Raw genomic sequence first — 22,712 nt, 5'->3', positions numbered from 1 at the left:
GGCCAGCCGGGCGCAAGCAGAACCTCAAGCATTCAAAGGAGATCACCATGTCGACGCTGCCATCCATGTTCATTTCGCACGGTGCACCCACGTTCGCGATCGAACCTGGGCTGGCCGGGTCGCAACTTGGTGCCTTGGGGCGAACCCTGGCGAAGCCGCGCGGCATCGTGATCGTGTCGCCGCACTGGATGACTGCCGGCGTCGAAGTCACCTCTTCGCCCGCGCCGGAAACCATCCATGATTTCGGCGGGTTCCCACGCGCCCTGTACCAGATCCAATATCCGGCGCCCGGGGCGCCGGAACTCGCGGCGCGAACCGTGGAAGTTCTGGGATTCAAGGACATCCCTGCAACGCTCAATGGGCGCCGGGGTTTGGACCACGGTGCCTGGGTGCCGCTGATGCACCTGTTTCCGGAAGCCGACGTGCCGGTGGTGCAGGTTTCGCTTCCGTTGTCATCCAACGCGCAAAGCGCCTTTGCACTCGGCCAGGCACTGGCCCCGCTGGCGGATGAAGGGGTGCTCGTCATCGGTTCCGGCAGCTTGACGCACAACCTCTACGAGTTCCGCACGGGCGAGGTGGCTGAGGCGGCGTACGCGCGCGAATTCTCGCGGTGGGTCCGGCAGGCCGTGCTGCAAGCTGATTTCGGGCGCCTGTTGCGAACGCTGGAACTTGCGCCTCACGCGGCACGCGCGCATCCGACCCACGAGCACTTCCTGCCGTTGCTCCTCGCGGCCGGGGCGGCCCGCTCGGCGACGCCTGTGACCGTGCTGGATGGGGGCATCCGCCACGGTGTGCTGGCCATGGAGTCCTATCTGTTCGGCCGGAGCGTGAATCTGCCCGTGCCACAAGAGGAGGCGCTGGCAGGCTGACACCGCCCGTTGTTGCCATGGATGCCTCATGGCCGAGCTGTGCGCAGGCATTGACAGTGCGAGCAGCCGGGTGGATGCTTCAGGCGTCACGTTTCTTCAACCCGTCCATGGCCACGACCAAACCGCAAACGCCCCCCTCCAAGCCCTCGACCACGAAGCGGGCGCCGACCAAGCTCGACCATGCCGCCACGGTGTTGGCTGGCCAGGCGGGCCGCCAGATGCAGGAGCAACTGAACCAGGCTCACCGGAAGGCCGTCCAGAATGCCAAGGCCGGCTCGAAGGTGCCTCCGTCCAAGTAGCCGAGCTGAGCGGCCGCGGCGGCGCTGACGTGCAAAATGACGTGAAGGCTGAGCAAAGCCGGCCCACGCCTTGTTCGCCTGAGGTAAAAATCCGGGATGCCGTTTCTCGACCTGCCCCTTGCCGCACCTGGTGCGATTGATGGTTCCACTGCCCAACCCAGCGCCACCTCCCGGTGGCGTTTCCATTGGCGAGCCTGGAGTGCCGCGTTGATCACCGCCGGCCTTGCCGCGTGCGGCGGCGGTGGTGGGGACGATGACGCGCCCAAGCCGCCTGTGCTGGTACGCGCCAGCGGCCCTTCCGAGTTCGTGCAATGCACGACGGTGCCGAGCGCGGTGCGCGTGGTGCGCGAGCAGGACAACGGGCAGTGGAGGACCAACCGCTACGTCGCGTTCGGCGCCGAGCCGCTGGCCAAGATGCTGCCGCCGGCGGCCTCGACGCTGGAAACCGGGAAGAACCCCGAGGGTGTGCTGGACCACGGCCCCCTGCAGGCGCAGAACTGCGCACCCGGCAGCGGCCAGACCCAGACGCTGCGGTTGCGCGTGCGGACCGAGGACTTCTTTTCCACCGGCATCGGCGACCATCTGGCATTCGGGCTGCGCGCCTATTACCCGACGGCCAACCGCGAGGGCGAGGAGTCCTACGAGGCCCTGGGCGTCATCCTGCACCGCGCCTGGGGCGGCGCCCTGGCCGAGCGTTTCCGCCGCCCAGGCGGCAACGACATCGGCACTGCCGCCGGCGACCAGGTGATGCTGCAGGACGGCACAACCTATCTCGTCGAGATGCAGGCGTCGATCACCCAGCTGATGTTCCGCGTCACCAACGAGGCGACGGGGCAGACCACCGGCTGGAAGACCTACCAGCAGCCCGCCGATTTCGCGCCGGCCACGGGCACGGGCTTCCTGTTTGCCGTGCTGTGCCAGGACAACAACGCGCGTTGCGAAGCCTACGACCGGCCGTTCCGGGTGGACGTGTCGGAGATCGTCCTCGGCTGGATGTAGGCGCCCGCGTGGGCCAGAATGGGGGCATGTCCCCGTCGATCCGCTGCCTGCCCGGCAGCGCCCCCCTGGTCCTCGATTCGCCGCACAGCGGTACCACTTATCCGGCCGATTTTGGCCATGATTGCGATCTGGCCTTGCTCCGGCAGGCCGAGGACACGCACGTCGAGAAGCTCTACGACTTCGCGCCGGCGCTGGGCGTGGCCTGGGTCGAGGCGCTGTTCCCGCGCAGCTACCTGGACGTCAACCGGAACACGACGGAGATCGATGTCTCCCTGCTGGAGGACGAGTGGCCCCATCCGGTGGAGACCGACCCCGTGCTGCTTTCCAAGGTGCGGCTGGGCAAGGGTCTCGTGTGGCGCTACACCGATGACGGCCTCCCGCTCTACCGCCGCAAGCTGACGGCGGCGGAGGTCCAGCAGCGCATCGCCCGGTGCTGGGAGCCCTATCACGCCGCCGTGGCGGAGGCGATTGACGCGGCGCACCGGCGGCATGGCTACAGCATCCACCTGAACTGCCATTCGATGCCGGCGGTGGCCGGCAGCCAGGCCACCGAATTCCCGGGGCTGGCGCACGCGGATTTCGTCATCGGCGACCGCGATGGCACCACGGCCGCGCCCGCCTTGTCCGCGCACCTGTGCGGCTGGCTGCGCGGCAAAGGCTATGCCGTCGGCTACAACCATCCGTACAAGGGCGTCGAGCTGGTGCGCCGCCACAGCGATCCAGCCCGGCACCGGCACAGCATCCAGGTGGAGCTGAATCGCCGGCTCTACATGGACGAGAAGACGCTGGAGCTCAACGCGAACTTCGCCACCTTGCACCAGCACTTGCGCGAAATGGTGGAGGACTTGCTGGTGATCGATCCCCGGTCCTGGGCCTGATGGACCGCGTGGATGCCGTCGTCGTCGGGGCCGGCGCGGTCGGCCTGGCGGTCGCGCGGGCCCTGGCGCAGGCCGGGCATGAAACCATCGTGGCCGAGGCGGAGGCCGCCATCGGGCAAGGCGTCAGTTCACGCAACAGCGAGGTGATCCACGCCGGGCTCTACTACACCCCCGGTTCGATGAAGGCGCGCCTGTGCGTTCGCGGCAAGGAACTGCTCTATGCCCTCTGCGCGAGCCACGGCGTGGACCACCGGCGCTGCGGCAAGCTGACCGTGGCCAATTCCCCGCAGGAGGTGCAGGCGCTGCGCGGCCTGCAGGACCGGGCCGCCGCCAATGGCGTGCCGGTCGACTGGCTGGAAGCGGACCAGGCGCTGGCGCTCGAGCCAGCCCTGCGCTGCATCGCGGCGCTGGCGTCGCCCAGCACCGGCATCGTGGACAGCCACGGTTTCATGTTGGCGCTGCAGGGCGACCTGGAGCGTGCCGGCGGTTTCGTTGCCCTGGGCTCGCCCGTGGCCGGGGCGGTGCTGGGCCGCGGCGGCGCGGACCACGTGGTCCGCATGGAAGACGGTACCGAGCTCGCCGCCGGCATCGTGGTGAACGCCGCCGCGCTCCATGCCTGCGCCCTGGCGCGGCATTTCGAAGGCCTGGCTGCGGCGCATGTGCCGCGGGAATTCTTCGCCAAAGGCAACTACTACACGCTGGCGGGGCGGGCGCCTTTCACCCATCTCATCTACCCGGCGCCGGCCGACGCCTGGCTGGGCGTCCACCTCACGCTGGACCTGGGCGGCCAAGCCAAGTTCGGGCCCGACCTGGAATGGCTGGATGTGAAGGACCCCTCGGAGATCGACTACCGCGTGGACGCGGCGCGGGCGGACGCCTTCTACGCCGAAGTCCGCCGCTACTGGCCGGGCCTGCCGGACGGCGCGCTGGCTCCCAGCTACAGCGGCGTGCGCCCCAAGATCCACGGGCCCACCGAGAAGGCCGCGGACTTCCGCATCGACGGCCCCGCAGCCCATGGCTTCCCCGGGCTGGTGAACCTGTTCGGCATCGAGTCGCCCGGCCTCACGAGTGCACTGGCGATCGCGGAGGATGTGCTGGCGCTGCTGGCACCCGCCTGAAGGCGCGCGCGATGTCGTCGACCAGTTGCGGGCCGCGATAGATCAGCCCGGTGTAGATCTGCACCACGTCCGCGCCGGCGCGCAGCTTGGCCAGCGCGTCGGCGGCACTCATGATCCCGCCGACGCCGACGATGGGGAAACCCGGCCCCAGGGCGGCGCGCAACTGTGCGATCACCCGGTTGCTGGCCTCGAACACCGGCGCGCCGCTGAGGCCGCCTGCTTCCTCGGCGTGTGGCATGCCTTGGATGGCTGCGCGCGAAATCGTGGTGTTCGTGGCGATGACGCCGTCCATGCCGTGCCGCCGCAATGTGGCCGCGATCACTTCCACCTGGGCCTCGTCCAGGTCCGGCGCGATCTTCACGAAGAGCGGGACCCGGCGCCCATGCTGGCGGGCGAGCGCTTCGCGCTGGCTTGCGATGGCGCCGAGCAAGCTGTCGAGGGCTTCGTCGCTTTGCAGCGCGCGCAGATTCCTGGTGTTCGGGCTGGAAATGTTGATGGTGACGTAGTCGGCGTGCGGATACACGCCGTCCAGGCAGACCAGGTAATCGCAGGCGGCTTTCTCGATGGGGGTTGCCGCGTTCTTGCCGATGTTCAGGCCCAGCAGGCGCCCCTTGGCGCGGAAACTCGAGCGCTGGACGTTGCCGATGAAAGCCTCGAGCCCGTCGTTGTTGAAGCCCAGGCGGTTGATCAGCGCGTTGGCCCGGGGCAGGCGGAACATGCGTGGCTTGGGGTTGCCCGGCTGCGCCAGCGGGGTGACGGTGCCGACCTCCACGAAGCCGAAGCCGATGGCCCCCAGCGCGTCGATGCAGCGGGCGTTCTTGTCCAGGCCGGCCGCCAGGCCCACGCGGTTGGGGAAGCGCAGCCCCGCGAGCTCCACCGGGTCGGCAACGAAACCGTTCGCGTAGGCCAGTTGCAGGGGTGTGCCCTGCAGGCGCGCCAGCGAGTGCAGCGTCAGTTCATGGGCGGTTTCCGGGTCCAGCCCGAAGAGAAAGGGCCGGGCCAGGCCGTAGGGCAGCAGCGACATCCGATAATTCCTGGATTCCGAAATCAACCAAGGATTGTCGCAGTGAGCCAGGACGAACTCAAAGCGCTGGTCGGCCAGGCCGCGCTGCAATATGTGGTCCAGGGCGAGGTCGTGGGGGTCGGCACGGGCTCCACGGTGAACAAGTTCATCGAGGCCCTGGCGGGCATCCGGGACCGCATCCCCGGGGCCGTCTCCAGTTCCGACGCGTCCACCGAGCGCCTGCGGGCCGCCGGCATCCGTGTCTTCGACGCCAACGAGGTCGGGGAGCTGGCTGTCTACATCGACGGCGCCGACGAGATCGACGGCGCCGGCCACATGATCAAGGGCGGGGGCGCCGCGCTGACGCGCGAAAAGATCATCGCGGCGCAATCACGCCGGTTCATCTGCATCGCCGACGAGTCCAAGCGCGTCGAGGTGCTTGGACGCTTCCCGTTGCCGGTGGAGGTCATTCCCATGGCCACGCAGGCGGTCATCCGGAAGTTCGCGGCCCTGGGCGGGGCTGCGCAGGTGCGCCAGCGCGAGGGCCGCCCGCTGGTGACCGACAACGGCCAACATATCCTGGACGTGACCGGATTGCAGATCCGCTCGCCACTGGCTTTCGAGTCGGAGGTGAACCAGTGGCCCGGCGTGGTCACCGTGGGCGTCTTCGCGCACCAGAAAGCCGCCGTGTGCCTGTTGGGCACGGCCGGCGGCGTCCAGACGCTGAACTACTAGAAGCGGATGCCCGAAGGGTTGGCCGGCGGGTCGGCCGGGGCCGCTGTGGTGGCGGCAGCAGCAGGCTCGTTCTGGGCGGCCTGGCCCGCGGCCGCGGCGGTTGGCTGCGGCGGCGCCTGCACCGCCACCAGCGGGGCGGCAGCGGGCCTGCGGAAGCCAGAAGGCAACTGCGACGACTTGGGATAACCCGCGGCGTCCAGGAAGCTGCTCCATTCCGCGTCGGAGAAGCCGCGCAGTTGCTGGCTGCCGATGGTCAGGAACGGCAGGCGCGCCGCACCGGCCAGGCGCTTCAATGCATCGATGTCGTCGGCCGTGCTGACGGTCCGTTCCGTGTAGGGGATGCCCCGGCTGTCGAGGAAGCCCCGGCCCGCCACGCACGGCCCGCACTCGGGCCCGGTGTAGAGCGTCACCGGATACTTCGTCGCGACATTGCGCAATTCGAACGGCAACGCGCCCAGGCCGCTGCCACCACCGCCGGCGGACGCCGTGGCCGATCCGCCCGGTGCGGTACCGGCCTTGGCCGTGGCTGCAGGCGGCGGCTTGTCCGAGAAAGTGACCTTCCCATCCGGCCCGATGATCCGGTACACCTGCTGGGCACCGGCGCCAAAGCTGGCGGCGGCGAGCAGCCCCACCAGGGCCGCCATGGCGAAACGAGGACGAGAAACCATCAGCAACACCTCCATAACCGCTATTGTTGTGGCGAAGCCATGCCTTGGTGACGCAAGAGTGCGTCGAGCGTTGGTTCCCGGCCACGAAATGCCTTGAACGATTCCATGGCCGGCCGGCTGCCGCCGGCCTCCAGGATGGCCTGCCGGTATTTTCTTCCGGTCGCAACGCTTGGCAACCCGTCTTTACCCGCTGTTTCCTCGAAAGCCGCGTAGGCGTCGGCGCTGAGGACCTCGGCCCACTTGTAGCTGTAGTAGCCGGCGGCATAGCCGCCCGCGAAGATGTGGCTGAAGGTGTGGGCGGTCCGGCTGAAGGCCGGGGGCCGCAGCACGGAGACCTCCTCGCGCACCTGCTGGAGGAGGGGCATGAAATCGGCCTGCGGATCGTGGTCGGTGTGGACCAGCATGTCGAACAGCGCGAACTCGATCTGGCGCAGCGTGGCCAGGCCGCTCTGGAAGTTCTTGGCGGCCAGCAGCTTGTCGAACAGCTCGCGGGGCAGCGGCTCGCCGGTCTCGACGTGCGCCGTCATGTACTTCAGGACGCCCCATTCCCAGCAGAAGTTCTCCATGAACTGGCTGGGGAGTTCGACGGCGTCCCACTCGACACCGCTGATGCCGGAGACGTCGCGCTCGTTCACCTGGGTGAGCATGTGGTGCAGACCATGGCCGGACTCGTGGAAGAGGGTGATCACGTCATCGTGCGTCAACAAGGCGGGCTTGCCCTCCACGCCTTCCGCGAAGTTGCACACCAGGTGTGCCACCGGGGTCTGCAGGCGGCCGTCGTCCGGACGCAGCCAGCGGGCCCGCACGTCGTCCATCCAGGCCCCGCCACGCTTGCCGGTCCGGGCCGGTTGGTCCAGGTAGAACTGGCCGACCAGTTTCCCCTCACGTTCGATGCGATAGAACTCCACCGCGGGGTGCCACGCGGGAGCGTAGTCGCGGCGGATCGCGACCTCGAACAACGTCTCGATGATCTTGAACAGGCCCGCCAGCACCTTGGGCGCGGTGAAGTATTCCTTGACCTCCTGCTCGCTGAAGGAATAACGCGCTTCCTTCAGCTTTTCGCCGATGTACGGCCAGTCCCAGGCCTGTGGGGCAGCGATGCCCAGGTGCTCGGCCGCGAAGGCGCGCATGTCGGCGACGTCCTTTTCGGCATGCGGGCGCGCCCGGCGGGCGAGGTCCCGCAGGAACTGGATCACCTGCGCCGGGGATTCGGCCATCTTCGGCACGAGCGACACCTCGGCGAAGCTGGAATAACCCAGCAGCTGGGCTTCTTCCTTGCGCAGGGCAAGGATCTCGCGGATGAGAGCACTGTTGTCGAACTTGGGATCGCCCTGGTCGCTCGCGCGCGTGACATAGGCCCGGTACAGCCGCTCGCGCAGCGGGCGGTTGTGGCCGAACTGCATGACGGGCAGGTAGCTCGGCATCTTCAGCGTCAGCTTGTGGCCGTCCTTGCCTTCCGCTTCGGCCGCGGCTCGCGCGGCCTGGACCACGTCCGCCGGCACCCCGTCGAGTTCGTCCGCGTCGGCGTAATAGGAGAAGGCGTCGGTCGCGTCCAGGGCGTTTTCGCTGAACTTCTGGCTGAGTTCGGCCTGCCGTTCCTGGATTTCCGCGAACCGCGTCTTCGCGGCGCCCGTCAACTCGGCCCCGGACAGCGTGAAGTTGCGCAGCGCATTCTTGTGCGCCTGCCTCTGTTCGGCCGAGAGGCCGGCCGGCGCGATGGCCTTGTACTTCGCGTACAGGCGTTCGTCGGCGCCCAGCCGGGTCCAGAACTCGGTCACGCGGGGCAGGGCCTCGTTGTAGGCCGCCCGCAGCTCGGGCGTGTCGGCGACGGAGTTCAGGTGGCCGACCACCCCCCAGGCGCGGCCGAGCCGTTCGGTGGCCACGTCGAGCGTCTTGGCCATGGCATCCCAGCGCGCGGGGAAATCCGCGGCGGTCACGGTGGCCAGGGCCTGGTCGGCCTGCGCCAGCAGTTCGTCCATGGCGGGGGCCACGTGTTCCGGGCGCACCGCGTCGAACAGCGGGAGGTCGTTGAAATCGAGAAGGGGATTGCTCATGCCGTCATTTTGCGACAGCGCGCGCGGTTTCAACCGGGCCGTGGATTGGCAAAGCTCATGGCCCCGATTCGGGAGCCAATCTCCCCAGCTCAGCCGGCGGAACGTTCCGCGGCCGTGAGCGTGTTGACGAGCAGCATGGCACGCGTCATGGGGCCCACCCCGCCCGGCACCGGCGTGATCCAACCCGCGACCTGGCGCACGCCTTCGAAATCCACGTCGCCGCAGAGCTTGCCTTCGTCGTTGCGGTTCATCCCCACGTCGATGACGACGGCGCCCGGCTTCACCATGTCTGCCGTCAGCACGTTGCGCCTGCCCACGGCGGCGACCACCACGTCGGCCTGCAGGGTGAGCGCCTTGAGATCACTGGTGCGGCTGTGGCAGATGCTGACCGTGGCATCGCGCCCCAGCAGCATCAGCGCCATCGGCTTGCCAACGATGTTGCTGCGGCCGATGACCACCGCGTGCTTGCCTTTGAGGTCGTAGCCGATCGAATCGAGCATCTTCAGGCAGCCGTACGGCGTGCAGGGCCAGTAACCCGGCTGGCCGACCATCAGCGCGCCGGCGCTCGCCACGTGGAAGCCGTCGACGTCCTTGGCGGGCGAGATGGTTTCGATCACCTTGTGGCTGTCCATGTGCCTGGGGAGGGGCAACTGCACGAGGATGCCGTGCACCGCCGGGTCATCATTGAGCTGGCGGATGCGGGCGAGGAGGTCCGCTTCCGTCATCGTCGCCGGATAACGCTCCAGCGTTGCCGCCAGCCCCGTTTCCGTGCTGTCGTTGACTTTGTGCTTCGTGTAGACCTGGCTCGCGGGATCGTCGCCGACCAGGATGATCGCGAGCGCGGGCTGCACCCCGCGCGCTTTCAGCGCCTGGGTGCGGCCTTGCACTTCGGCGCGGATTTGCTTGGCAAGCGCGTTGCCATCGATCAGCTGCGCGGCCATGCCCTACGCCTTCGGCGGCTGCTGGCCCAGCGCGATCTTCAGCAGATCGGCCACCGTGTTCGCGTTGAGCTTTTCCATGATGTTGGCGCGGTGCGCCTCCACCGTCTTGATGCTGATGCCCAGGTCGTCGGCGATCTGCTTGTTCAGGCGGCCGGCGACGATGCGTTCCAGCACCTGCGCCTCGCGCGAAGTCAGCTTCGACAGCAGCGCGTCGCGGCTGGCCGCGCTCTGGTACTCGGCAAACGTGTCCTTGGCGCGTTCGAGCATGCGCTCGACCAGGCCCACCAGCTCGTCTTCCTTGAAGGGCTTCTGGATGAAGTCCATCGCGCCCTTCTTCATGGTGTTCACCGCCATGGGCACGTCGCCGTGGCCGGTGATGAAAACCACGGGCAGGGGCGACTTGCGTTCCACCATGCGGTCCTGCAGTTCCAGCCCCGTCATGCCGCCCATGCGGATGTCCACGATCAGGCAGGCGACCTCGCGCGGATCGTAGCGGGCGAGAAAGGACTCGGCGGAGTCGAAGCAGCGGACGCGGTAGTCCTTGCCCTCGAGCAGCCATTGCAGCGAGTCGCGGACGGCCTCGTCGTCGTCCACGACGTAGACCGTCCCCTTCTTGGGAATCAAACTCATGCTGTTGTCACCCCGGTGTCCTTGCCCACGTCCTTCGCCACTATCGGATTTGTAGCGCCGGAGACTGGAATCCAGAAGGAAAAACGGCAGCCGGCGACTTCGGCTCCATTGTAGATGTTCTCCGCCTGCATCCGGCCGTGGTGCGATTCGACGATGGTGCGGCAGAGGTTGAGGCCGATGCCCATGCCTTCGACCTTGGTGGAGAAGAACGCTTCGTAGAGCCGCTCCATCACTTCGGGCGCAAGCCCCTGGCCCGAATCGAGCACGGAAAATTCGACGACCGCCTGCACGTCGATCTGCCGCGGGATCACCCGCAGCTCGACGCTGCGCCGCCCGGCTGGTCGCCTGGCATGCTCGATGGCCTCGGCCGCATTGCGCAGCAGGTTGACCAGCACCTGCTCGATCAGGATCGGGTCGACCATGAGCTTCGGCAGCCGCGCGGCCACGTAGTGCGACAGGCGCACGTTGCGCCGCCGCAGTTCGATCTCGGCGAGTTCCAGGGCCTCGGCCACCATCACATTGATGTCCGACAGCGTGCGGTTCGGCTCGCTGCGTTTCACGAAACTGCGGATGCGCTGGATGATCTGGCCGGCCCGCTGGGCCTGGCGCGACGTCTTGTCCAGCGCGGCCAGCATGTCCTCGTCGCTGATCTGCCGGCTCTTGATGCGCGACACCAGTCCGTTGCAGTAGTTGGTGATGGCGGTCAGCGGCTGGTTCAGTTCGTGCGCGACGCTGGAGGCCATTTCGCCCATGGTGATCAGGCGGCTGGCGGACTGCGCGCGCTCGGCCTGGGCCGCCGACTGTTCTTCCGCATGGCGCCGGGCGGTGATGTCCGTGGCGATGACCATCTGCGCCAGGCGGCCATCCACCCAGTTCAGGTACCGCGAACGCACTTCGAGCCACTTGCCCAGTTCGGGGACGAAGATCTCGGCGTTCTCCGAGATGGCGGTGGTCAGCTGGCCGGTCGGCAGGCCGACGAAGGAATCGACTTCGTCCATCGCCTCGTCGGTGGTGCGCGGTGCCTCGGCCACGCCGGCCTGCGCCACCATCTGCAGATGCCCGCCCGCCTGCCCACCGAACCAGAGCCGGTACAGCTTGTTGGCGAAGAGCAGCTCTTCGCTGCCCAGCGGCGCGACCGACACCGAAGCGTCCAGCGCTTCCAGCACGGTGGTGAAGCGCTCGTGCGACGCCTGCAGCTGCTCGCGGATGCGATTCGGCTCCGTGATGTCGGTCATCGACGTCATCCAGCCGGTCTGGTGGCCCTTGGCATCGACCAGCGGCGAGACGTAGAGCCGCGCGTCGAACAGGCTGCCGTCCTTGCGCTTCACGCGCACCTGGAAGCCGCCAGGGATGGTGCGGCCGTGCAGTTCGTCGTCCAGACGGGCGGCGAGCATTTCGCGGTCCTGTTCGGGCCAGTAGGGGAAGGGCGGAGTCCGCCCCACGAGCTCGGCCTCGCTCCAGCCGGTCATCTGGCAGAAGGCCGCATTGACGTACGTGATGCGCCCGTGCATGTCGAGCGCGCGCATGCCGGTCAGCATGGAGTTTTCCATGGCACGCCGGAAATTGGTTTCGGCAACCAGCGCCTGCTGCGCCTGCACGCGCCGGCGGGTGTGGCGCCAATTCGCGATCAGCATCCAGGCCGTCATGGCGGCCAGTGCGATCACCAGCCAGAACAGGCCGCTGCCGATGACGCCGAGCGAGGTGCGATAGGCCTGCGCGCGCAGGATCAGTCCGTTGCCCACCGGCGAAACCGGAACCTCGTATTCGTTCGGCTGCGCCGCCCAGGGCAGGAGCTGGGTCGCCGGATTGCGCGGCGGCACGGTGTTGCCGGCCAGCATGCGGTTCTTGCCGTCCAGCAGGGCGACGGCGTACTTCGCCGAGATCTCCGCCGGCACCGCGTAGCGCAGCAGGCCGTCGATGGAGTATTCGCCGAGGATCACGCCGCCGAAACGGCTCTGGTCGGCCAGCGGGACGTGCAGTTGCAGCAGGCCTGTGCCTTCGGTGCCGGCGACGGGCTGCGAGTAGACCGGCTGCTGGAGGTCGCGTGCCAGGCCGTACATGCTTTCGGTCTCGCCCGGCCGCAGCACTTCGCCGGGCACGCGCAGCAGGCCGCCCATCATGCTCGGGGCTGAATAGCTGGCCTTGATGCGGCGCCGCTCGTCGATCCACGTCAGCACCTGCAATTCGGGATACTGCGCCAGCATCGATTCGGCACGGACGACGAATTCGTCGGCGTCGACTTCCTTGTTGGAAATGTCGCGTGCGATGCGCATCAGCTGCTCCTGCCGCTCCAGCAGGCGCAGGCGGACGCGCTGCTGCGCGTATTCGACGTCGCGCTTCACGGCTTCCTGCTCGCGGTCCATCTCCTCCAGCCGCAGGTACCAGAAAGCGGAAATGATGGCGGCCAGGAACAGCATCACCGCCGCCAGCGGCGCCAGCATGGCGAAGCGGTCCTGGCGGGTCGGGGTCTGGCGGCGCCACCAGTGGCGCCACCAGGCCGGGTTCGGGTTTTTGCTTTCCGGCAGCAGCTCGGAAGCGGGTGCGTCTTGCATGTGCCCAATAGTGTAGGGCTGTGACTTCGACAGAGTGGAAACACCCATGGATGCTTCGTTCGAATTTCGCATTATGGTACGTAGAAGCACTATTTGAAATCACGAACGATCTATGCGACACTTTCCCCGTTGCACGGTTCGCCGTACTAAATTCGCTCGAAAGCCAATCAAGGAGACAAGCATGTCCGCACAGCCCGACAACCTGTTCGGGGGCGCCGCCAACGACGGCGATGCCCAGGAAACCCGTGAATGGATCGACGCCCTGTCGGCCGTCGTGGCCAGCGAAGGGCGCGAACGCGCGCACTTCCTGCTGGAGCAGCTCCTGGAACAGGCGCGGCAGGAGGGCATCGACATGCCGTTCTCCGCCACCACCGGCTACGTCAACACCATCGAGCCGCAGGACGAAGAGCGCTGCCCGGGCAACCTCGAGATCGAGGAACGCCTGCGCGCCTACATGCGCTGGAACGCCATGGCGATGGTGGTGAAGGCGAACCGGCTGCATCCCGCCGACGGTGGCGACCTCGGCGGCCACATCAGCTCCTTCGCCTCGCTGGCCAACATGTTCGGCGCGGGCTTCAACCACTTCTGGCACGCCGAGAGCGAGAACCACGGCGGGGATTGCCTGTACATCCAGGGCCACAGCTCGCCCGGCATCTACGCGCGCGCCTACCTGGAAGGGCGCCTGACGGAAGACCAGTTGCTCAATTTCCGCCAGGAAGTCGACGGCAAGGGGCTTTCGAGCTATCCCCACCCCAAACTCATGCCCGAGTTCTGGCAGTTCCCGACGGTATCGATGGGCCTGGGCCCGCTGATGGCCATCTACCAGGCGCGCTTCCTCAAGTACCTGCACGCGCGCGGCATCGCCAATACCGAGAACCGGAAGGTATGGGCCTTCCTGGGCGACGGCGAAATGGACGAAGTGGAGTCGTTGGGCGCCATCGGCGTGGCGGCGCGCGAGAAGCTCGACAACCTGATCTTCGTCGTCAACTGCAACCTGCAGCGCCTCGACGGGCCGGTGCGCGGCAACGGCAAGATCATCCAGGAGCTGGAAGGCGAATTCCGCGGCGCCGGCTGGAACGTCATCAAGCTGATCTGGGGCAGCTACTGGGATCCGCTGCTCGCGCGCGACAAGGAAGGCGTCCTGCGCAAGATCATGATGGACACGCTGGATGGTGACTACCAGGCGATGAAGGCGAACGATGGTGCGTTCGTGCGAAAGAACTTCTTCGGCCGCCATCCCAAGGCGCTCGAAATGGTCGCCAAGATGAGCGACGACGACATCTGGCGCCTGCAACGCGGCGGCCACGACCCGCAGAAGGTGTACGCGGCCTACGACCGCGCGGTCAAGCACAAGGGCCAGCCGACGGTGCTCCTGATCAAGACGGTCAAGGGCTTCGGCATGGGCAAGGCCGGCGAGGCGAAGAACATCGCCCACCAGGCCAAGAAGCTGACCGACGAGGACATCCGCGCCTTCCGCGATCGCTTCAACATCCCGGTCCCGGACGAACAACTCGCCGACATCCCGTTCTACAAGCCGGCCGAGCACACGCCCGAGATGGAGTACCTGCACGCCCGCCGCAAGGCGCTGGGCGGCTACCTGCCCAAGCGCCGCGTGAAGGCCGACGAGAAGTTCACGGTGCCCGGCCTCGACGCCTTCAAGTCGGTCACCGAGCCGACGGCCGAAGGCCGCGAAATCAGCACGACGCAAGCGTATGTGCGCTTCCTCACCGCCCTGCTGCGTGACAAGGAACTGGGGCCGCGCATCGTTCCCATCCTGGTCGACGAGGCGCGTACCTTCGGCATGGAAGGCCTGTTCCGCCAGATCGGCATCTACAACCCGGCCGGCCAGAACTACACCCCGCAGGACCGCGACCAGGTGTCCTATTACAAGGAAACACTGGACGGCCAGATCCTGCAGGAAGGCATCAACGAAGCCGGGGGCATGGCCAGCTGGATCGCCGCGGCCACCAGCTACAGCACCAGCAACCGCATCATGGTGCCGTTCTACATCTACTACTCGATGTTCGGCCTGCAGCGCGTGGGTGACCTGTGCTGGGCGGCCGGCGACATGCAGGCGCGCGGCTTTCTCCTCGGCGGCACTTCGGGCCGCACGACGCTGAACGGCGAAGGCCTGCAGCACGAGGACGGCCACAGCCACATCCTGGCCGGCACCATCCCGAATTGCGTGAGCTACGACCCGACCTTCGCCCACGAAGTCGCGGTGATCATGCAGGACGGCATGAAGCGCATGGTGGAGCGGCAGGAGAACGTCTTCTACTACATCACCCTGCTGAACGAGAACTACCCGATGCCCGGCCTGCAGCCCGGCACCGAGGAGCAGATCGTGAAGGGCATGTACGTGTGCAAGCCGGGCGAAAAGCTCAAGGGCAAGCCGCGCGTGCAACTGCTGGGCAGCGGCACCATCCTGCGCGAGTCCATCGCGGCCCAGGACCTCCTCGAGAAAGACTGGGGCGTCGCCGCCGATGTCTGGAGCTGCCCGAGCTTCAACGAGCTCACCCGCGACGGCCAGGACTGCGAGCGCCACAACCTGCTGCACCCGGACGGCAAGGCGCGGGTGCCGTTCGTGACGCAGCAGCTCGAAAAATCCGTCGGGCCGATCGTCGCCTCGACCGACTACATGAAGGCGTACGCGGAGCAGATCCGCGCATTCATCCCCAAGGGCCGCGCCTACAAGGTGCTGGGCACCGATGGTTTTGGCCGCAGCGATTTCCGCAGCAAGCTGCGCGAGCACTTCGAGGTCAACCGCCACTACATCGTGGTCGCCGCGCTCAAGGGCCTGGCCGAGGATGGTGCGGTACCGGCAGCCAAGGTGTCCGAGGCCATCAAGAAGTACGGCATCCAGGCCGACAAGATCAATCCGCTGTACGCCTGATACTCGGCCTGGCCATCGCGGCCGCGAAAGACAACAAGAAACCGGAGAACAAGAACATGGCACTGGTCGAAGTGAAAGTCCCCGACATCGGGGACTTCGAGGAAGTCGCGGTCATCGAACTGCTCGTGAAACCCGGGGACACCATCAAGCCGGAGCAGTCGCTGGCCACGGTGGAGTCGGACAAGGCCTCGATGGAGATTCCCTCCAGCCACGGCGGCGTCGTCAAGGAATTGAAGATCAAGCTCGGCGACAAGGTCAAAGAGGGGACGGTGATCGCGGTGGTGGAGTCGGCGGAAGCGGCGGCACCGGCGCCTGCTGCGGCAGCTGCGCCGGCGGCTGCATCTTCGCCGCCTGCAGCGCCTCCACCCCAACCCTCCCCCGGTGGGGGAGGGAGCCAGAGCATCAACGTCCACGTGCCCGACATCGGCGACTTCAAGGATGTCGCCGTCATCGAAATCCTGGTCAAGCCTGGTGACGCCATCCAGGTCGAGCAGTCCCTGATCACGGTGGAATCGGACAAGGCATCGATGGAGATCCCGTCATCGTCCGCCGGCACCCTGAAGGAACTCAAGGTCAAGGTCGGCGACAAGGTCAACATCGGCGACTTGATCGCTGTCGTCGAAGGCTCGGCCGGAAGTGCTTCGCCTCCTGCAACGACCTCGGCCAGCGCGTCCCCACCCCAACCCTCCCCCGGAGGGGGAGGGAGCCCATCCCAGGAGCGCACGCCGCCGACTGCGGCCTTGCCTCCGCACGAACCCGGCACACCCACCGGCAATCTCCCGCATGCCTCGCCCTCCGTGCGCAAGTTCGCGCGTGAACTCGGCGTGCCGCTGGACGAAGTGAAGGGCAGCGGTCCCAAGGGCCGCATCACGCAGGAGGACGTGCAGGCATTCACCAAGGCCGTGATGTCCGGCACCGCACAGACCAAGGCATCGGCCGCCAAGGCGCCGGCCGGCGGCGGTGGCGGCGAGGCGCTCGGCCTGCTGCCCTGGCCCAAGGTCGACTTCACGAAGTTCGGCCCGGTCGAGCGCAAGCCGCTGTCGCGCATCAAGAAGATCAGCGGGGCGAACCTGCACCGCAACTGGGTGATGATCCCGCACGTCACCAACCATGACGACGCCGACATCACCGAGCTGGAAGCTTTCCGTGTCTCGACCAACAAGGAGAACGAGAAGGCCGGCGTCAAGGTGACCATGCTCGCCTTCCTCATCAAGGCTTCGGTGGCTGCCCTCAAGAAGTTTCCCGACTTCAACAGCTCGCTCGACGGTGACGAGCTCGTGCTGAAGAGCTACTACCACATCGGTTTCGCAGCCGACACGCCCAACGGCCTGGTCGTTCCAGTCATCCGCGACTGCGACAAGAAGGGCGTGCTGCAGATCAGCCAGGAAATGGGCGAACTTGCCAAGAAGGCACGCGACGGCAAGCTGGGCCCCGCCGACATGTCAGGTGCCTGTTTCACGATCTCGTCGCTCGGCGGGATCGGCGGGCGTTACTTCACACCCATCATCAACGCGCCGGAAGTGGCTATCCTCGGAGTGTGCAAGTCCCAGACCGAACCGGTGTGGGACGGCAAGCAGTTCCAGCCGAGGTTGATGCTGCCGCTTTCGCTGTCGTGGGACCACCGGGTCATCGACGGCGCTTCCGCGGCGCGCTTCAATGCCTATCTGGGACAGATCCTGGCGGACTTCCGCCGTGTACTGCTCTAAGAACCAGAAGAAATGACAACTGTTGTGGTGGTGAAGAAGGCCGGTCAGATCGCGATCGCGGCCGACACCCTCGTGACTTTCGGCGACACGCGTCTCGCGCACCGCTTCGAAAGCAACACCAAGATCTTCCAGGTCGACACGGACGCCGGCCCCAGCTACATCGGCATGGCCGGCACCGTCGCCCACTTCCCCGTGTTGCGCAAGGCGATGGGGTCGATGCCCCGCGAGCTGCTGAAGCTCGGAAGCAAGGATGAGGTGTTCGATACGTTCACCAAGCTGCATCCGTACCTGAAGGACAACTTCTTCCTGCAGACCAAGGAGGAAGACAGCGACCCGTACGAGTCCAGCCAGTTCAGCGTGGTGATCGCCAACGCGACCGGCATCTACGGCTTGTACAGCTACCGTGAGGTGTTCGAGTTCAAGGAGTTCTGGGGCATCGGCTCCGGGCGCAGCTTCGCGTTGGGTGCGATGCATGCGGTGTATGCGAAAGCCAAGACGGCCAAGGAAGTGGCGGAAGCCGGCATCGGCGCCGGCTGCGAGTTCGACCGCAACTCGGCGACTCCCTGCGACATCTTCACGATCAAAGCGACGAAAGAAACAAAATGAGCAGCTTGACGGAAGTGAAGGTCCCCGACATCGGGGACTTCGAGGAGGTGGCCGTGATCGAGGTGCTGGTGAAGCCCGGCGACACGATCAAGGTGGAGCAGTCGCTGGTGACGGTGGAGAGCGACAAGGCCTCGATGGAGATTCCTTCGACGCACGCGGGCGTGGTGAAGGAGGTCAAGGTCAAGGTCGGTGACAAAGTCGCCGAAGGTTCGGTGGTGGTGCTGATCGAGGGTGCCGCGGGCGCCGCTGCCGAACCTGCAACTGCGCCCAAGTCCGCCCCTGCTGCGCCCGCGCCGGCACCTGCCGCGGCCGGCCCAGCACCTGTTGCTTCTTCGTACGCCGGCGGTGCAGATCTCGACTGCGACATGCTCGTCCTGGGCGCGGGACCCGGCGGCTACTCCGCCGCCTTCCGCGCCGCCGACCTCGGCATGAAAGTCGTGCTGGTCGAACGGTACGCCACCCTGGGTGGCGTCTGCCTGAACGTCGGCTGCATTCCGTCGAAGGCGCTGCTGCACGTGGCCGCGGTCATGGACGAAGCCAGTCACTTCGAGTCGCTTGGTGTGACGTTCGGCAAGCCCACGATCGACCGCCCCAAGCTGAAGGCGCACAAGGACAAGGTGGTGGGCAAGCTCACCGGCGGCTTGAGCGCCATGGCCAAGATGCGCAAGGTCACCGTCGTGCGCGGTGTCGGCGCTTTCCTGGACCCGTACCACCTGTCGGTCGAAGAGACCACCGGAGCGACCGGCCAGGAAAAGACGGGCAAGAAGCAGACGGTCAAGTTCAAGAACTGCATCATCGCGGCCGGCTCGCAGGCGGTGCACCTGCCTTTCATGCCCAAGGATCCGCGCGTGGTGGATTCCACGGGCGCGCTGGAACTGGCCGGCGACCCCAAGCGGATGCTCATCCTCGGCGGCGGCATCATCGGGCTGGAGATGGGCACGGTGTATTCCACGCTGGGCGCGCGCCTCGACGTGGTCGAGATGCTGGACGGCCTGATGCAGGGCGCCGACCGCGACCTGGTCAAGGTCTGGCAGAAGATGAACGCGCCGCGCTTCGACAACATCATGCTGAAGACCAAGACCGTTGGCGCCGAGGCGACCAAGGACGGCATCCTGGTGAAATTCGAAGGCGAGCAGGCGCCGAAGGAGCCGCAGCTGTATGACGTGGTGCTGCAGGCCGTCGGCCGCAGCCCCAACGGCAAAAAGATCGGCGCCGACAAGGCGGGTGTCACCGTGACCGATCGCGGCTTCATCCCGGTCGACATCCAGATGCGCACCAACGTGCCGCACATCTTCGCCATCGGCGACATCGTCGGACAGCCGATGCTGGCGCACAAGGCGGTGCACGAAGCGCACGTGGCGGCCGAGGCCGCGGCCGGTGAGAAGTCCGCGTTCAACGCACGCGTGATCCCCAGCGTCGCTTACACGGATCCCGAGGTTGCCTGGGTCGGCCTCACCGAGGACCAGGCCAAGGCCGAAGGCATCGCCATCAAGAAGGGCCACTTCCCCTGGACGGCTTCCGGCCGCGCCATCGCCAACACGCGCGACGAGGGCTTCACGAAGCTGCTGTTCGACGCGCAGACGCACCGCATCCTGGGCGGCGGCATCGTCGGTACGCATGCCGGCGACATGATCGGCGAAGTGGCCCTGGCCATCGAGATGGGTGCCGACGAAGTCGACATCGGCAAGACGATCCACCCGCACCCCACGCTGGGCGAAAGCATCGGCATGGCGGCGGAGATCGCGCACGGCACGTGCACGGACGTGCCGGCGCAGAAAAAGTAATCCATTCAGCGGCAGCGCAACGGCAGCAGGCCGGCCGGAACGTCGGTCCGGTCGGTGCCGTGCGCAGCCATCGGCGGCGGTGGCGCGGCGCGCCCGCACAGCCAGACCACCGGCACCACCCGCGCGTCTTCCACGCCCGCCGGCCGCAAGGTGAGCGTTCGTCCGCGCAGCGACGGGTGCGCGCGGTGGCCGAAGACGATGTGGACGGCGCCGTCCTGGAGCGTCACCGAAGTCACCACGGCATTCACGATCTTGTCGCCAGCCGGCAGGCCAGCCGCCGCGTTGTCGGCAGGCAGTGGCTCGCCGTTGCGCCAGGCCGCCTCGACGGCCGGCTTGGCGAGGTTGGCGAGCGGCAACGCCTCGACGACCTGCTCGCGGACGATCCGGTCGGTGTAGCTCGGCAGGGCAATCAGCAGCAGGATGCACATCACCGCCAGGGCGGCGAGCAGTTCCAGCAGCGAGAAGCCCCGGCAGGCATTCACGTCAGCAGTTTCTCGATCACGCGCCAGTGCTCCGCCGACACCGGCGTGATCGACAGCCGATTGCCCTTTTTCAGCACCAGCAAGCCCGCCAGAGCGGGTGTCTCACGCATCTCGGGCAGGCCCAGCAGTCGGGTCTTGCGCAACGCACGCACGTCTACCAGCGTCCAGCGCGGTGACTCGAGCTTGGACGCCGCATCGAAGTAGGGTGACTTCCTGTCGAACTGCGACGGATCGGGGTAGGGCGTGGACGCCACTTCCGCGATGCCCGCGATGCCGGGCTCCGGGCAGCTCGAGTGATAGAACAGCACGCCATCGCCGACCCGCATCACGTCCTTCATGAAGTTGCGCGCCTGGTAGTTGCGCACGCCCGTCCAGGCGACGGTCTGCTTCGGCGCGGCGAGCGCATCGTCGATCGAGACCTCGTCGGGCTCGGACTTCATCAGCCAGTATTGCTTCGTCATGCATTCCTCCTAAGGCCGGACGGCTGGCGTTTCCAGCGGCATGCCCATCGCGCGTGCTGCCAGGTACAGCTCCAGCTCCGCCATTTCCACGCTGCCATGCGCAAGCGGCTCGGCTCGCACCCCGGTCATGCAGTTGCGCACGCGCCGGCCGAGCGACCCCAGGCCCTGCCACTCCAGGCGATAGATGGGGTAGCCCGTCGCCTGGCCCTGCGGGATCAGCGCGGGACCCAGCTTGCCGCCGGCGCGCTCATCGTGGCATTGGGCGCATGACAGCGCGAGTTGGCCGATGCGCTCGCCGAACAGTTTCTCGCCGCGTTCCCGGTGCGGCAGCAGCCGCCGGTCCTCCGGGGGCGCGATCGGCAGACCGCGCGACTGCAATGCCAGGAAAGCCTCCAGGCCCAGCAGCGATCCGTTCTCGGCCGGCCAGGGTGGCAGGCCCTGATGGCGTTGCCGGCACAGGTTGATCCGCGTCCCGAGATTGACGGGACGGCGCAACGCGTCATCCCAGGCCGGAAAGCGCACCGCCACGCCGCGCATGGCTTTCGCGTCGCCGTGGCAGCTCGCACAGGAGCGCGCCGGCGCGCCCTCGGTTCGTGCCCAAAGCTGTTCGCCGTCGCGCACCCACAGCATCGCGGGGTTGGCACTGTCGTCGCGCTGCATCGCCTGCGTGGCCGGGCTCATGTCTTTGAAACCGGACCGGCGGGCCGGTTGGGTCGACGGCGGCGCGGCACAACCCAGCACCAGCGCGACCGCGACCATGACGGCCAGCCGGGCGGTGCTCACGTCACCTGCAAGGCCATGCGCTCGGTCTGCGCGAAACCGTTGTCGCCTTGCCATTCGAATTCGAGGGAGCCACTGTCCGTCACGAGCGCATGGAAGCTCAGGTACGGATTCGCCGAAACCGCCTGGTACAGCTCCGCGGCGAAGACCACTTCGCCGTTGTAGCGGCAGGTGAAGCGCCGGATGATGTCGCGCGGCAGCACGCGGCCGTCCGCGCCGGGCCGGTAACCCGTCTCCATGGGATGCGCGATCAGCGCCCGCACTTCGATCACCTCGCCCTTGCGGGCAGAGGGCGGCATGTGGATCAGGGCACGCGCCATCAGCTTTCCCCCTCGATGCAGGCGGCGAGCACGACCACCACATTCACGGTATCGGACCAGACGCTGCCATCGCTCATGCGCGCGAGCGCCACGAGCTTCTGGCTGGTCGCGAGGCGGATGCGTGTCGCGACGTCGGCCTTGCCGCTGCGTGGGCCCAGCGTGAAGCGCGCCACGTCGCGCTGCGGGTTCTTCTCGTTGAAGACGGCGATCTCCGCGACGTGGTCCGCCGCCGACATCGGGCTCTCGACCGTCACGCGCATCGGGACCACGTTGCCGTTGTCGACCAGGGGGGCGATGTCCAGCTTGACGCGTCCGGTGCGGACCTGCTGCGCACCGGCGAATTGCGCGATCGCCTTGGCCATCTCGCCGGCGTCTTGCGCGCTGACCCGGTCCAGCCAGGAGGCCCCGACAGCCGCGGCCCCCAACTGCAGCAGGTGCCGACGTGGCCATGTACGAAGTGTGGCGTCCGTCATGCAGCGAAGCCTAGCGCAATGTCGCAAGGTAGGCGACGACGTCTTCCACCTGCTGAGCTGTCAGGATGGGCTTGCCGGCCCAGTTGCCACCGACACGGGACGGGTTGTGTTCGGAATGGAACGAGGGCATGAAGCTCTGCGGATTGACGCGCCGCGGATCCACCAGGCGCAGACGGAGCTGGCCTGGGCTGTAGCGCGCGCCGGCGCCCGCCAGGTCGGGCGCCAGATTGCCCTGGAAGCGTTCCTCGGGGATGGGGCCGCTGTGGCACAGCAGGCACAGGCCGGCTTGGCGATTGGCCACGATGGTTCGGCCACGCGCGGGATCTCCGGGCTCCGCAGTCAGGGGCGAGGGGACGGCATCGCCAACGACCTCATACCGCACGATGCCCTGGGCATCCGCCGCCTGGACCAGACACACCATGGACATGCCGGCCAAGAAGCGCCGCATGGCCATGGCTGCC

General features: G+C 67.1%; 22 protein-coding genes. 10 read left to right on the top strand and 12 right to left on the bottom strand.

Annotated features, from left to right (window positions below):
* The first annotated feature begins 47 nt into the window (after positions 1-47).
* From FN976_RS26160 to FN976_RS26140, 5 genes are all read left to right on the top strand, one after another.
* The gene (locus tag FN976_RS26160; protein ID WP_145896520.1) at positions 48-869 is read left to right on the top strand and encodes a DODA-type extradiol aromatic ring-opening family dioxygenase; all 822 of its coding nucleotides are present in this window, start codon (positions 48-50) and stop codon (positions 867-869) included.
* 107 nt (positions 870-976) lie between these two features.
* Positions 977-1,168, top strand: coding sequence for a hypothetical protein (locus tag FN976_RS26155; protein ID WP_145896518.1), 192 nt, complete (start codon positions 977-979; stop codon positions 1,166-1,168).
* A gap of 207 nt (positions 1,169-1,375) precedes the next feature.
* Complete coding sequence (locus FN976_RS26150) at positions 1,376-2,167, top strand: hypothetical protein (RefSeq protein WP_145896516.1); 792 nt, start codon at positions 1,376-1,378, stop codon at positions 2,165-2,167.
* Between the two features lie 26 nt (positions 2,168-2,193).
* Positions 2,194-3,045, top strand: coding sequence for an N-formylglutamate amidohydrolase (locus FN976_RS26145; RefSeq protein ID WP_145896514.1), 852 nt, complete (start codon positions 2,194-2,196; stop codon positions 3,043-3,045).
* Positions 3,045-4,163 (top strand): NAD(P)/FAD-dependent oxidoreductase, encoded by a 1,119-nt coding sequence (locus FN976_RS26140; protein WP_145896511.1) that lies wholly within the window; start codon positions 3,045-3,047, stop codon positions 4,161-4,163. Before FN976_RS26145 ends, FN976_RS26140 begins: the two co-directional genes overlap by 1 nt.
* On the opposite strand, the gene FN976_RS26135 is transcribed toward FN976_RS26140, so the two are convergent.
* Positions 4,108-5,187, bottom strand: coding sequence for a quinone-dependent dihydroorotate dehydrogenase (locus tag FN976_RS26135; protein ID WP_145896509.1), 1,080 nt, complete (start codon positions 5,185-5,187; stop codon positions 4,108-4,110). The genes FN976_RS26140 and FN976_RS26135 overlap by 56 nt on opposite strands.
* 42 nt (positions 5,188-5,229) lie before the next feature.
* On the opposite strand from FN976_RS26135, the gene rpiA reads away from it, so the two are divergent.
* The gene (gene rpiA / locus FN976_RS26130; protein WP_255440855.1) at positions 5,230-5,901 is read left to right on the top strand and encodes a ribose-5-phosphate isomerase RpiA; all 672 of its coding nucleotides are present in this window, start codon (positions 5,230-5,232) and stop codon (positions 5,899-5,901) included.
* On the opposite strand, the gene FN976_RS26125 is transcribed toward rpiA, so the two are convergent.
* From FN976_RS26125 to FN976_RS26105, 5 genes are all read right to left on the bottom strand, one after another.
* The gene (locus tag FN976_RS26125; protein WP_145896505.1) at positions 5,898-6,569 is read right to left on the bottom strand and encodes a glutaredoxin domain-containing protein; all 672 of its coding nucleotides are present in this window, start codon (positions 6,567-6,569) and stop codon (positions 5,898-5,900) included. The genes rpiA and FN976_RS26125 overlap by 4 nt on opposite strands.
* Positions 6,570-6,589: 20 nt before the next feature.
* Entirely contained in the window at positions 6,590-8,623 is a 2,034-nt protein-coding gene (locus tag FN976_RS26120; RefSeq protein ID WP_145896503.1) for a M3 family metallopeptidase, read from the bottom strand.
* A gap of 89 nt (positions 8,624-8,712) precedes the next feature.
* Positions 8,713-9,564, bottom strand: coding sequence for a bifunctional methylenetetrahydrofolate dehydrogenase/methenyltetrahydrofolate cyclohydrolase (locus FN976_RS26115; RefSeq protein WP_145896501.1), 852 nt, complete (start codon positions 9,562-9,564; stop codon positions 8,713-8,715).
* Positions 9,565-9,567: 3 nt separating this feature from the next.
* Positions 9,568-10,194: a response regulator transcription factor gene (locus tag FN976_RS26110; protein WP_145896499.1), complete on the bottom strand. Its 627-nt coding sequence runs from the start codon at positions 10,192-10,194 to the stop codon at positions 9,568-9,570.
* Positions 10,191-12,746: a PAS domain-containing sensor histidine kinase gene (locus tag FN976_RS26105; protein WP_145896497.1), complete on the bottom strand. Its 2,556-nt coding sequence runs from the start codon at positions 12,744-12,746 to the stop codon at positions 10,191-10,193. The genes FN976_RS26110 and FN976_RS26105 overlap by 4 nt, the downstream gene beginning before the upstream one ends.
* A gap of 181 nt (positions 12,747-12,927) precedes the next feature.
* Here FN976_RS26105 and aceE point away from each other — a divergent pair, with 181 nt between their 5' ends.
* Genes aceE through lpdA form a run of 4 tightly spaced genes read left to right on the top strand, consistent with a single transcriptional unit; the run spans position 12,928 to position 19,735 of the window.
* Positions 12,928-15,639 carry a pyruvate dehydrogenase (acetyl-transferring), homodimeric type gene (gene aceE, locus FN976_RS26100; RefSeq protein ID WP_145896495.1) on the top strand — a complete coding sequence of 904 codons (2,712 nt, stop codon included), beginning with the start codon at positions 12,928-12,930 and terminating at the stop codon, positions 15,637-15,639.
* 56 nt (positions 15,640-15,695) lie between these two features.
* Positions 15,696-17,345, top strand: a complete 1,650-nt coding sequence (gene aceF / locus FN976_RS26095; protein ID WP_145896493.1) for a dihydrolipoyllysine-residue acetyltransferase — start codon at positions 15,696-15,698, stop codon at positions 17,343-17,345.
* Positions 17,346-17,357: 12 nt separating this feature from the next.
* A complete protein-coding gene (locus FN976_RS26090) occupies positions 17,358-17,951 on the top strand; it encodes an Ntn hydrolase family protein (RefSeq protein WP_145896491.1) in 594 nt (197 codons plus the stop codon).
* Positions 17,948-19,735 (top strand): dihydrolipoyl dehydrogenase, encoded by a 1,788-nt coding sequence (gene lpdA / locus FN976_RS26085; protein WP_145896489.1) that lies wholly within the window; start codon positions 17,948-17,950, stop codon positions 19,733-19,735. The genes FN976_RS26090 and lpdA overlap by 4 nt, the downstream gene beginning before the upstream one ends.
* Before the next feature lie 5 nt (positions 19,736-19,740).
* On the opposite strand, the gene FN976_RS26080 is transcribed toward lpdA, so the two are convergent.
* Genes FN976_RS26080 through soxX form a run of 6 tightly spaced genes read right to left on the bottom strand, consistent with a single transcriptional unit; the run spans position 19,741 to position 22,699 of the window.
* Positions 19,741-20,217 carry a pilin gene (locus FN976_RS26080; protein WP_145896487.1) on the bottom strand — a complete coding sequence of 159 codons (477 nt, stop codon included), beginning with the start codon at positions 20,215-20,217 and terminating at the stop codon, positions 19,741-19,743.
* A complete protein-coding gene (locus FN976_RS26075) occupies positions 20,214-20,678 on the bottom strand; it encodes an EVE domain-containing protein (protein WP_145896485.1) in 465 nt (154 codons plus the stop codon). The genes FN976_RS26080 and FN976_RS26075 overlap by 4 nt, the downstream gene beginning before the upstream one ends.
* 9 nt (positions 20,679-20,687) lie before the next feature.
* Positions 20,688-21,461: a sulfur oxidation c-type cytochrome SoxA gene (gene soxA / locus FN976_RS26070; protein WP_255440854.1), complete on the bottom strand. Its 774-nt coding sequence runs from the start codon at positions 21,459-21,461 to the stop codon at positions 20,688-20,690.
* Entirely contained in the window at positions 21,458-21,778 is a 321-nt protein-coding gene (gene soxZ, locus FN976_RS26065) for a thiosulfate oxidation carrier complex protein SoxZ (protein ID WP_145896481.1), read from the bottom strand. The genes soxA and soxZ overlap by 4 nt, the downstream gene beginning before the upstream one ends.
* Positions 21,778-22,251, bottom strand: a complete 474-nt coding sequence (locus FN976_RS26060) for a SoxY-related AACIE arm protein (RefSeq protein WP_145896479.1) — start codon at positions 22,249-22,251, stop codon at positions 21,778-21,780. The genes soxZ and FN976_RS26060 overlap by 1 nt, the downstream gene beginning before the upstream one ends.
* A 10-nt stretch (positions 22,252-22,261) precedes the next feature.
* Positions 22,262-22,699 carry a sulfur oxidation c-type cytochrome SoxX gene (gene soxX, locus FN976_RS26055; RefSeq protein ID WP_145896476.1) on the bottom strand — a complete coding sequence of 146 codons (438 nt, stop codon included), beginning with the start codon at positions 22,697-22,699 and terminating at the stop codon, positions 22,262-22,264.
* Positions 22,700-22,712 lie beyond the last annotated feature (13 nt).

It is taken from the genome of Caenimonas sedimenti, assembly GCF_007833165.1.
Lineage (GTDB): Bacteria > Pseudomonadota > Gammaproteobacteria > Burkholderiales > Burkholderiaceae_C > Ramlibacter > Ramlibacter sedimenti.
This window is presented reverse-complemented; position numbering and strand designations above follow the sequence as displayed.

Excerpts from the sequence above, each read along its gene's own strand:
- FN976_RS26160 (WP_145896520.1), top strand. The coding sequence starts at position 48 with ATGTCGACGCTGCCATCCATGTTCATTTCGCACGGTGCACCCACGTTC.
- FN976_RS26155 (WP_145896518.1), top strand. The coding sequence starts at position 977 with ATGGCCACGACCAAACCGCAAACGCCCCCCTCCAAGCCCTCGACCACG.
- FN976_RS26145 (WP_145896514.1), top strand. The coding sequence starts at position 2,194 with ATGTCCCCGTCGATCCGCTGCCTGCCCGGCAGCGCCCCCCTGGTCCTC.
- FN976_RS26140 (WP_145896511.1), top strand. The coding sequence starts at position 3,045 with ATGGACCGCGTGGATGCCGTCGTCGTCGGGGCCGGCGCGGTCGGCCTG.
- FN976_RS26135 (WP_145896509.1), bottom strand. The coding sequence starts at position 5,187 with ATGTCGCTGCTGCCCTACGGCCTGGCCCGGCCCTTTCTCTTCGGGCTG.
- FN976_RS26125 (WP_145896505.1), bottom strand. The coding sequence starts at position 6,569 with ATGGTTTCTCGTCCTCGTTTCGCCATGGCGGCCCTGGTGGGGCTGCTC.
- FN976_RS26120 (WP_145896503.1), bottom strand. The coding sequence starts at position 8,623 with ATGAGCAATCCCCTTCTCGATTTCAACGACCTCCCGCTGTTCGACGCG.
- FN976_RS26115 (WP_145896501.1), bottom strand. The coding sequence starts at position 9,564 with ATGGCCGCGCAGCTGATCGATGGCAACGCGCTTGCCAAGCAAATCCGC.
- FN976_RS26110 (WP_145896499.1), bottom strand. The coding sequence starts at position 10,194 with ATGAGTTTGATTCCCAAGAAGGGGACGGTCTACGTCGTGGACGACGAC.
- FN976_RS26105 (WP_145896497.1), bottom strand. The coding sequence starts at position 12,746 with ATGCAAGACGCACCCGCTTCCGAGCTGCTGCCGGAAAGCAAAAACCCG.
- aceE (WP_145896495.1), top strand. The coding sequence starts at position 12,928 with ATGTCCGCACAGCCCGACAACCTGTTCGGGGGCGCCGCCAACGACGGC.
- aceF (WP_145896493.1), top strand. The coding sequence starts at position 15,696 with ATGGCACTGGTCGAAGTGAAAGTCCCCGACATCGGGGACTTCGAGGAA.
- FN976_RS26090 (WP_145896491.1), top strand. The coding sequence starts at position 17,358 with ATGACAACTGTTGTGGTGGTGAAGAAGGCCGGTCAGATCGCGATCGCG.
- lpdA (WP_145896489.1), top strand. The coding sequence starts at position 17,948 with ATGAGCAGCTTGACGGAAGTGAAGGTCCCCGACATCGGGGACTTCGAG.
- FN976_RS26075 (WP_145896485.1), bottom strand. The coding sequence starts at position 20,678 with ATGACGAAGCAATACTGGCTGATGAAGTCCGAGCCCGACGAGGTCTCG.
- soxZ (WP_145896481.1), bottom strand. The coding sequence starts at position 21,778 with ATGGCGCGTGCCCTGATCCACATGCCGCCCTCTGCCCGCAAGGGCGAG.
- FN976_RS26060 (WP_145896479.1), bottom strand. The coding sequence starts at position 22,251 with ATGACGGACGCCACACTTCGTACATGGCCACGTCGGCACCTGCTGCAG.
- soxX (WP_145896476.1), bottom strand. The coding sequence starts at position 22,699 with ATGCGGCGCTTCTTGGCCGGCATGTCCATGGTGTGTCTGGTCCAGGCG.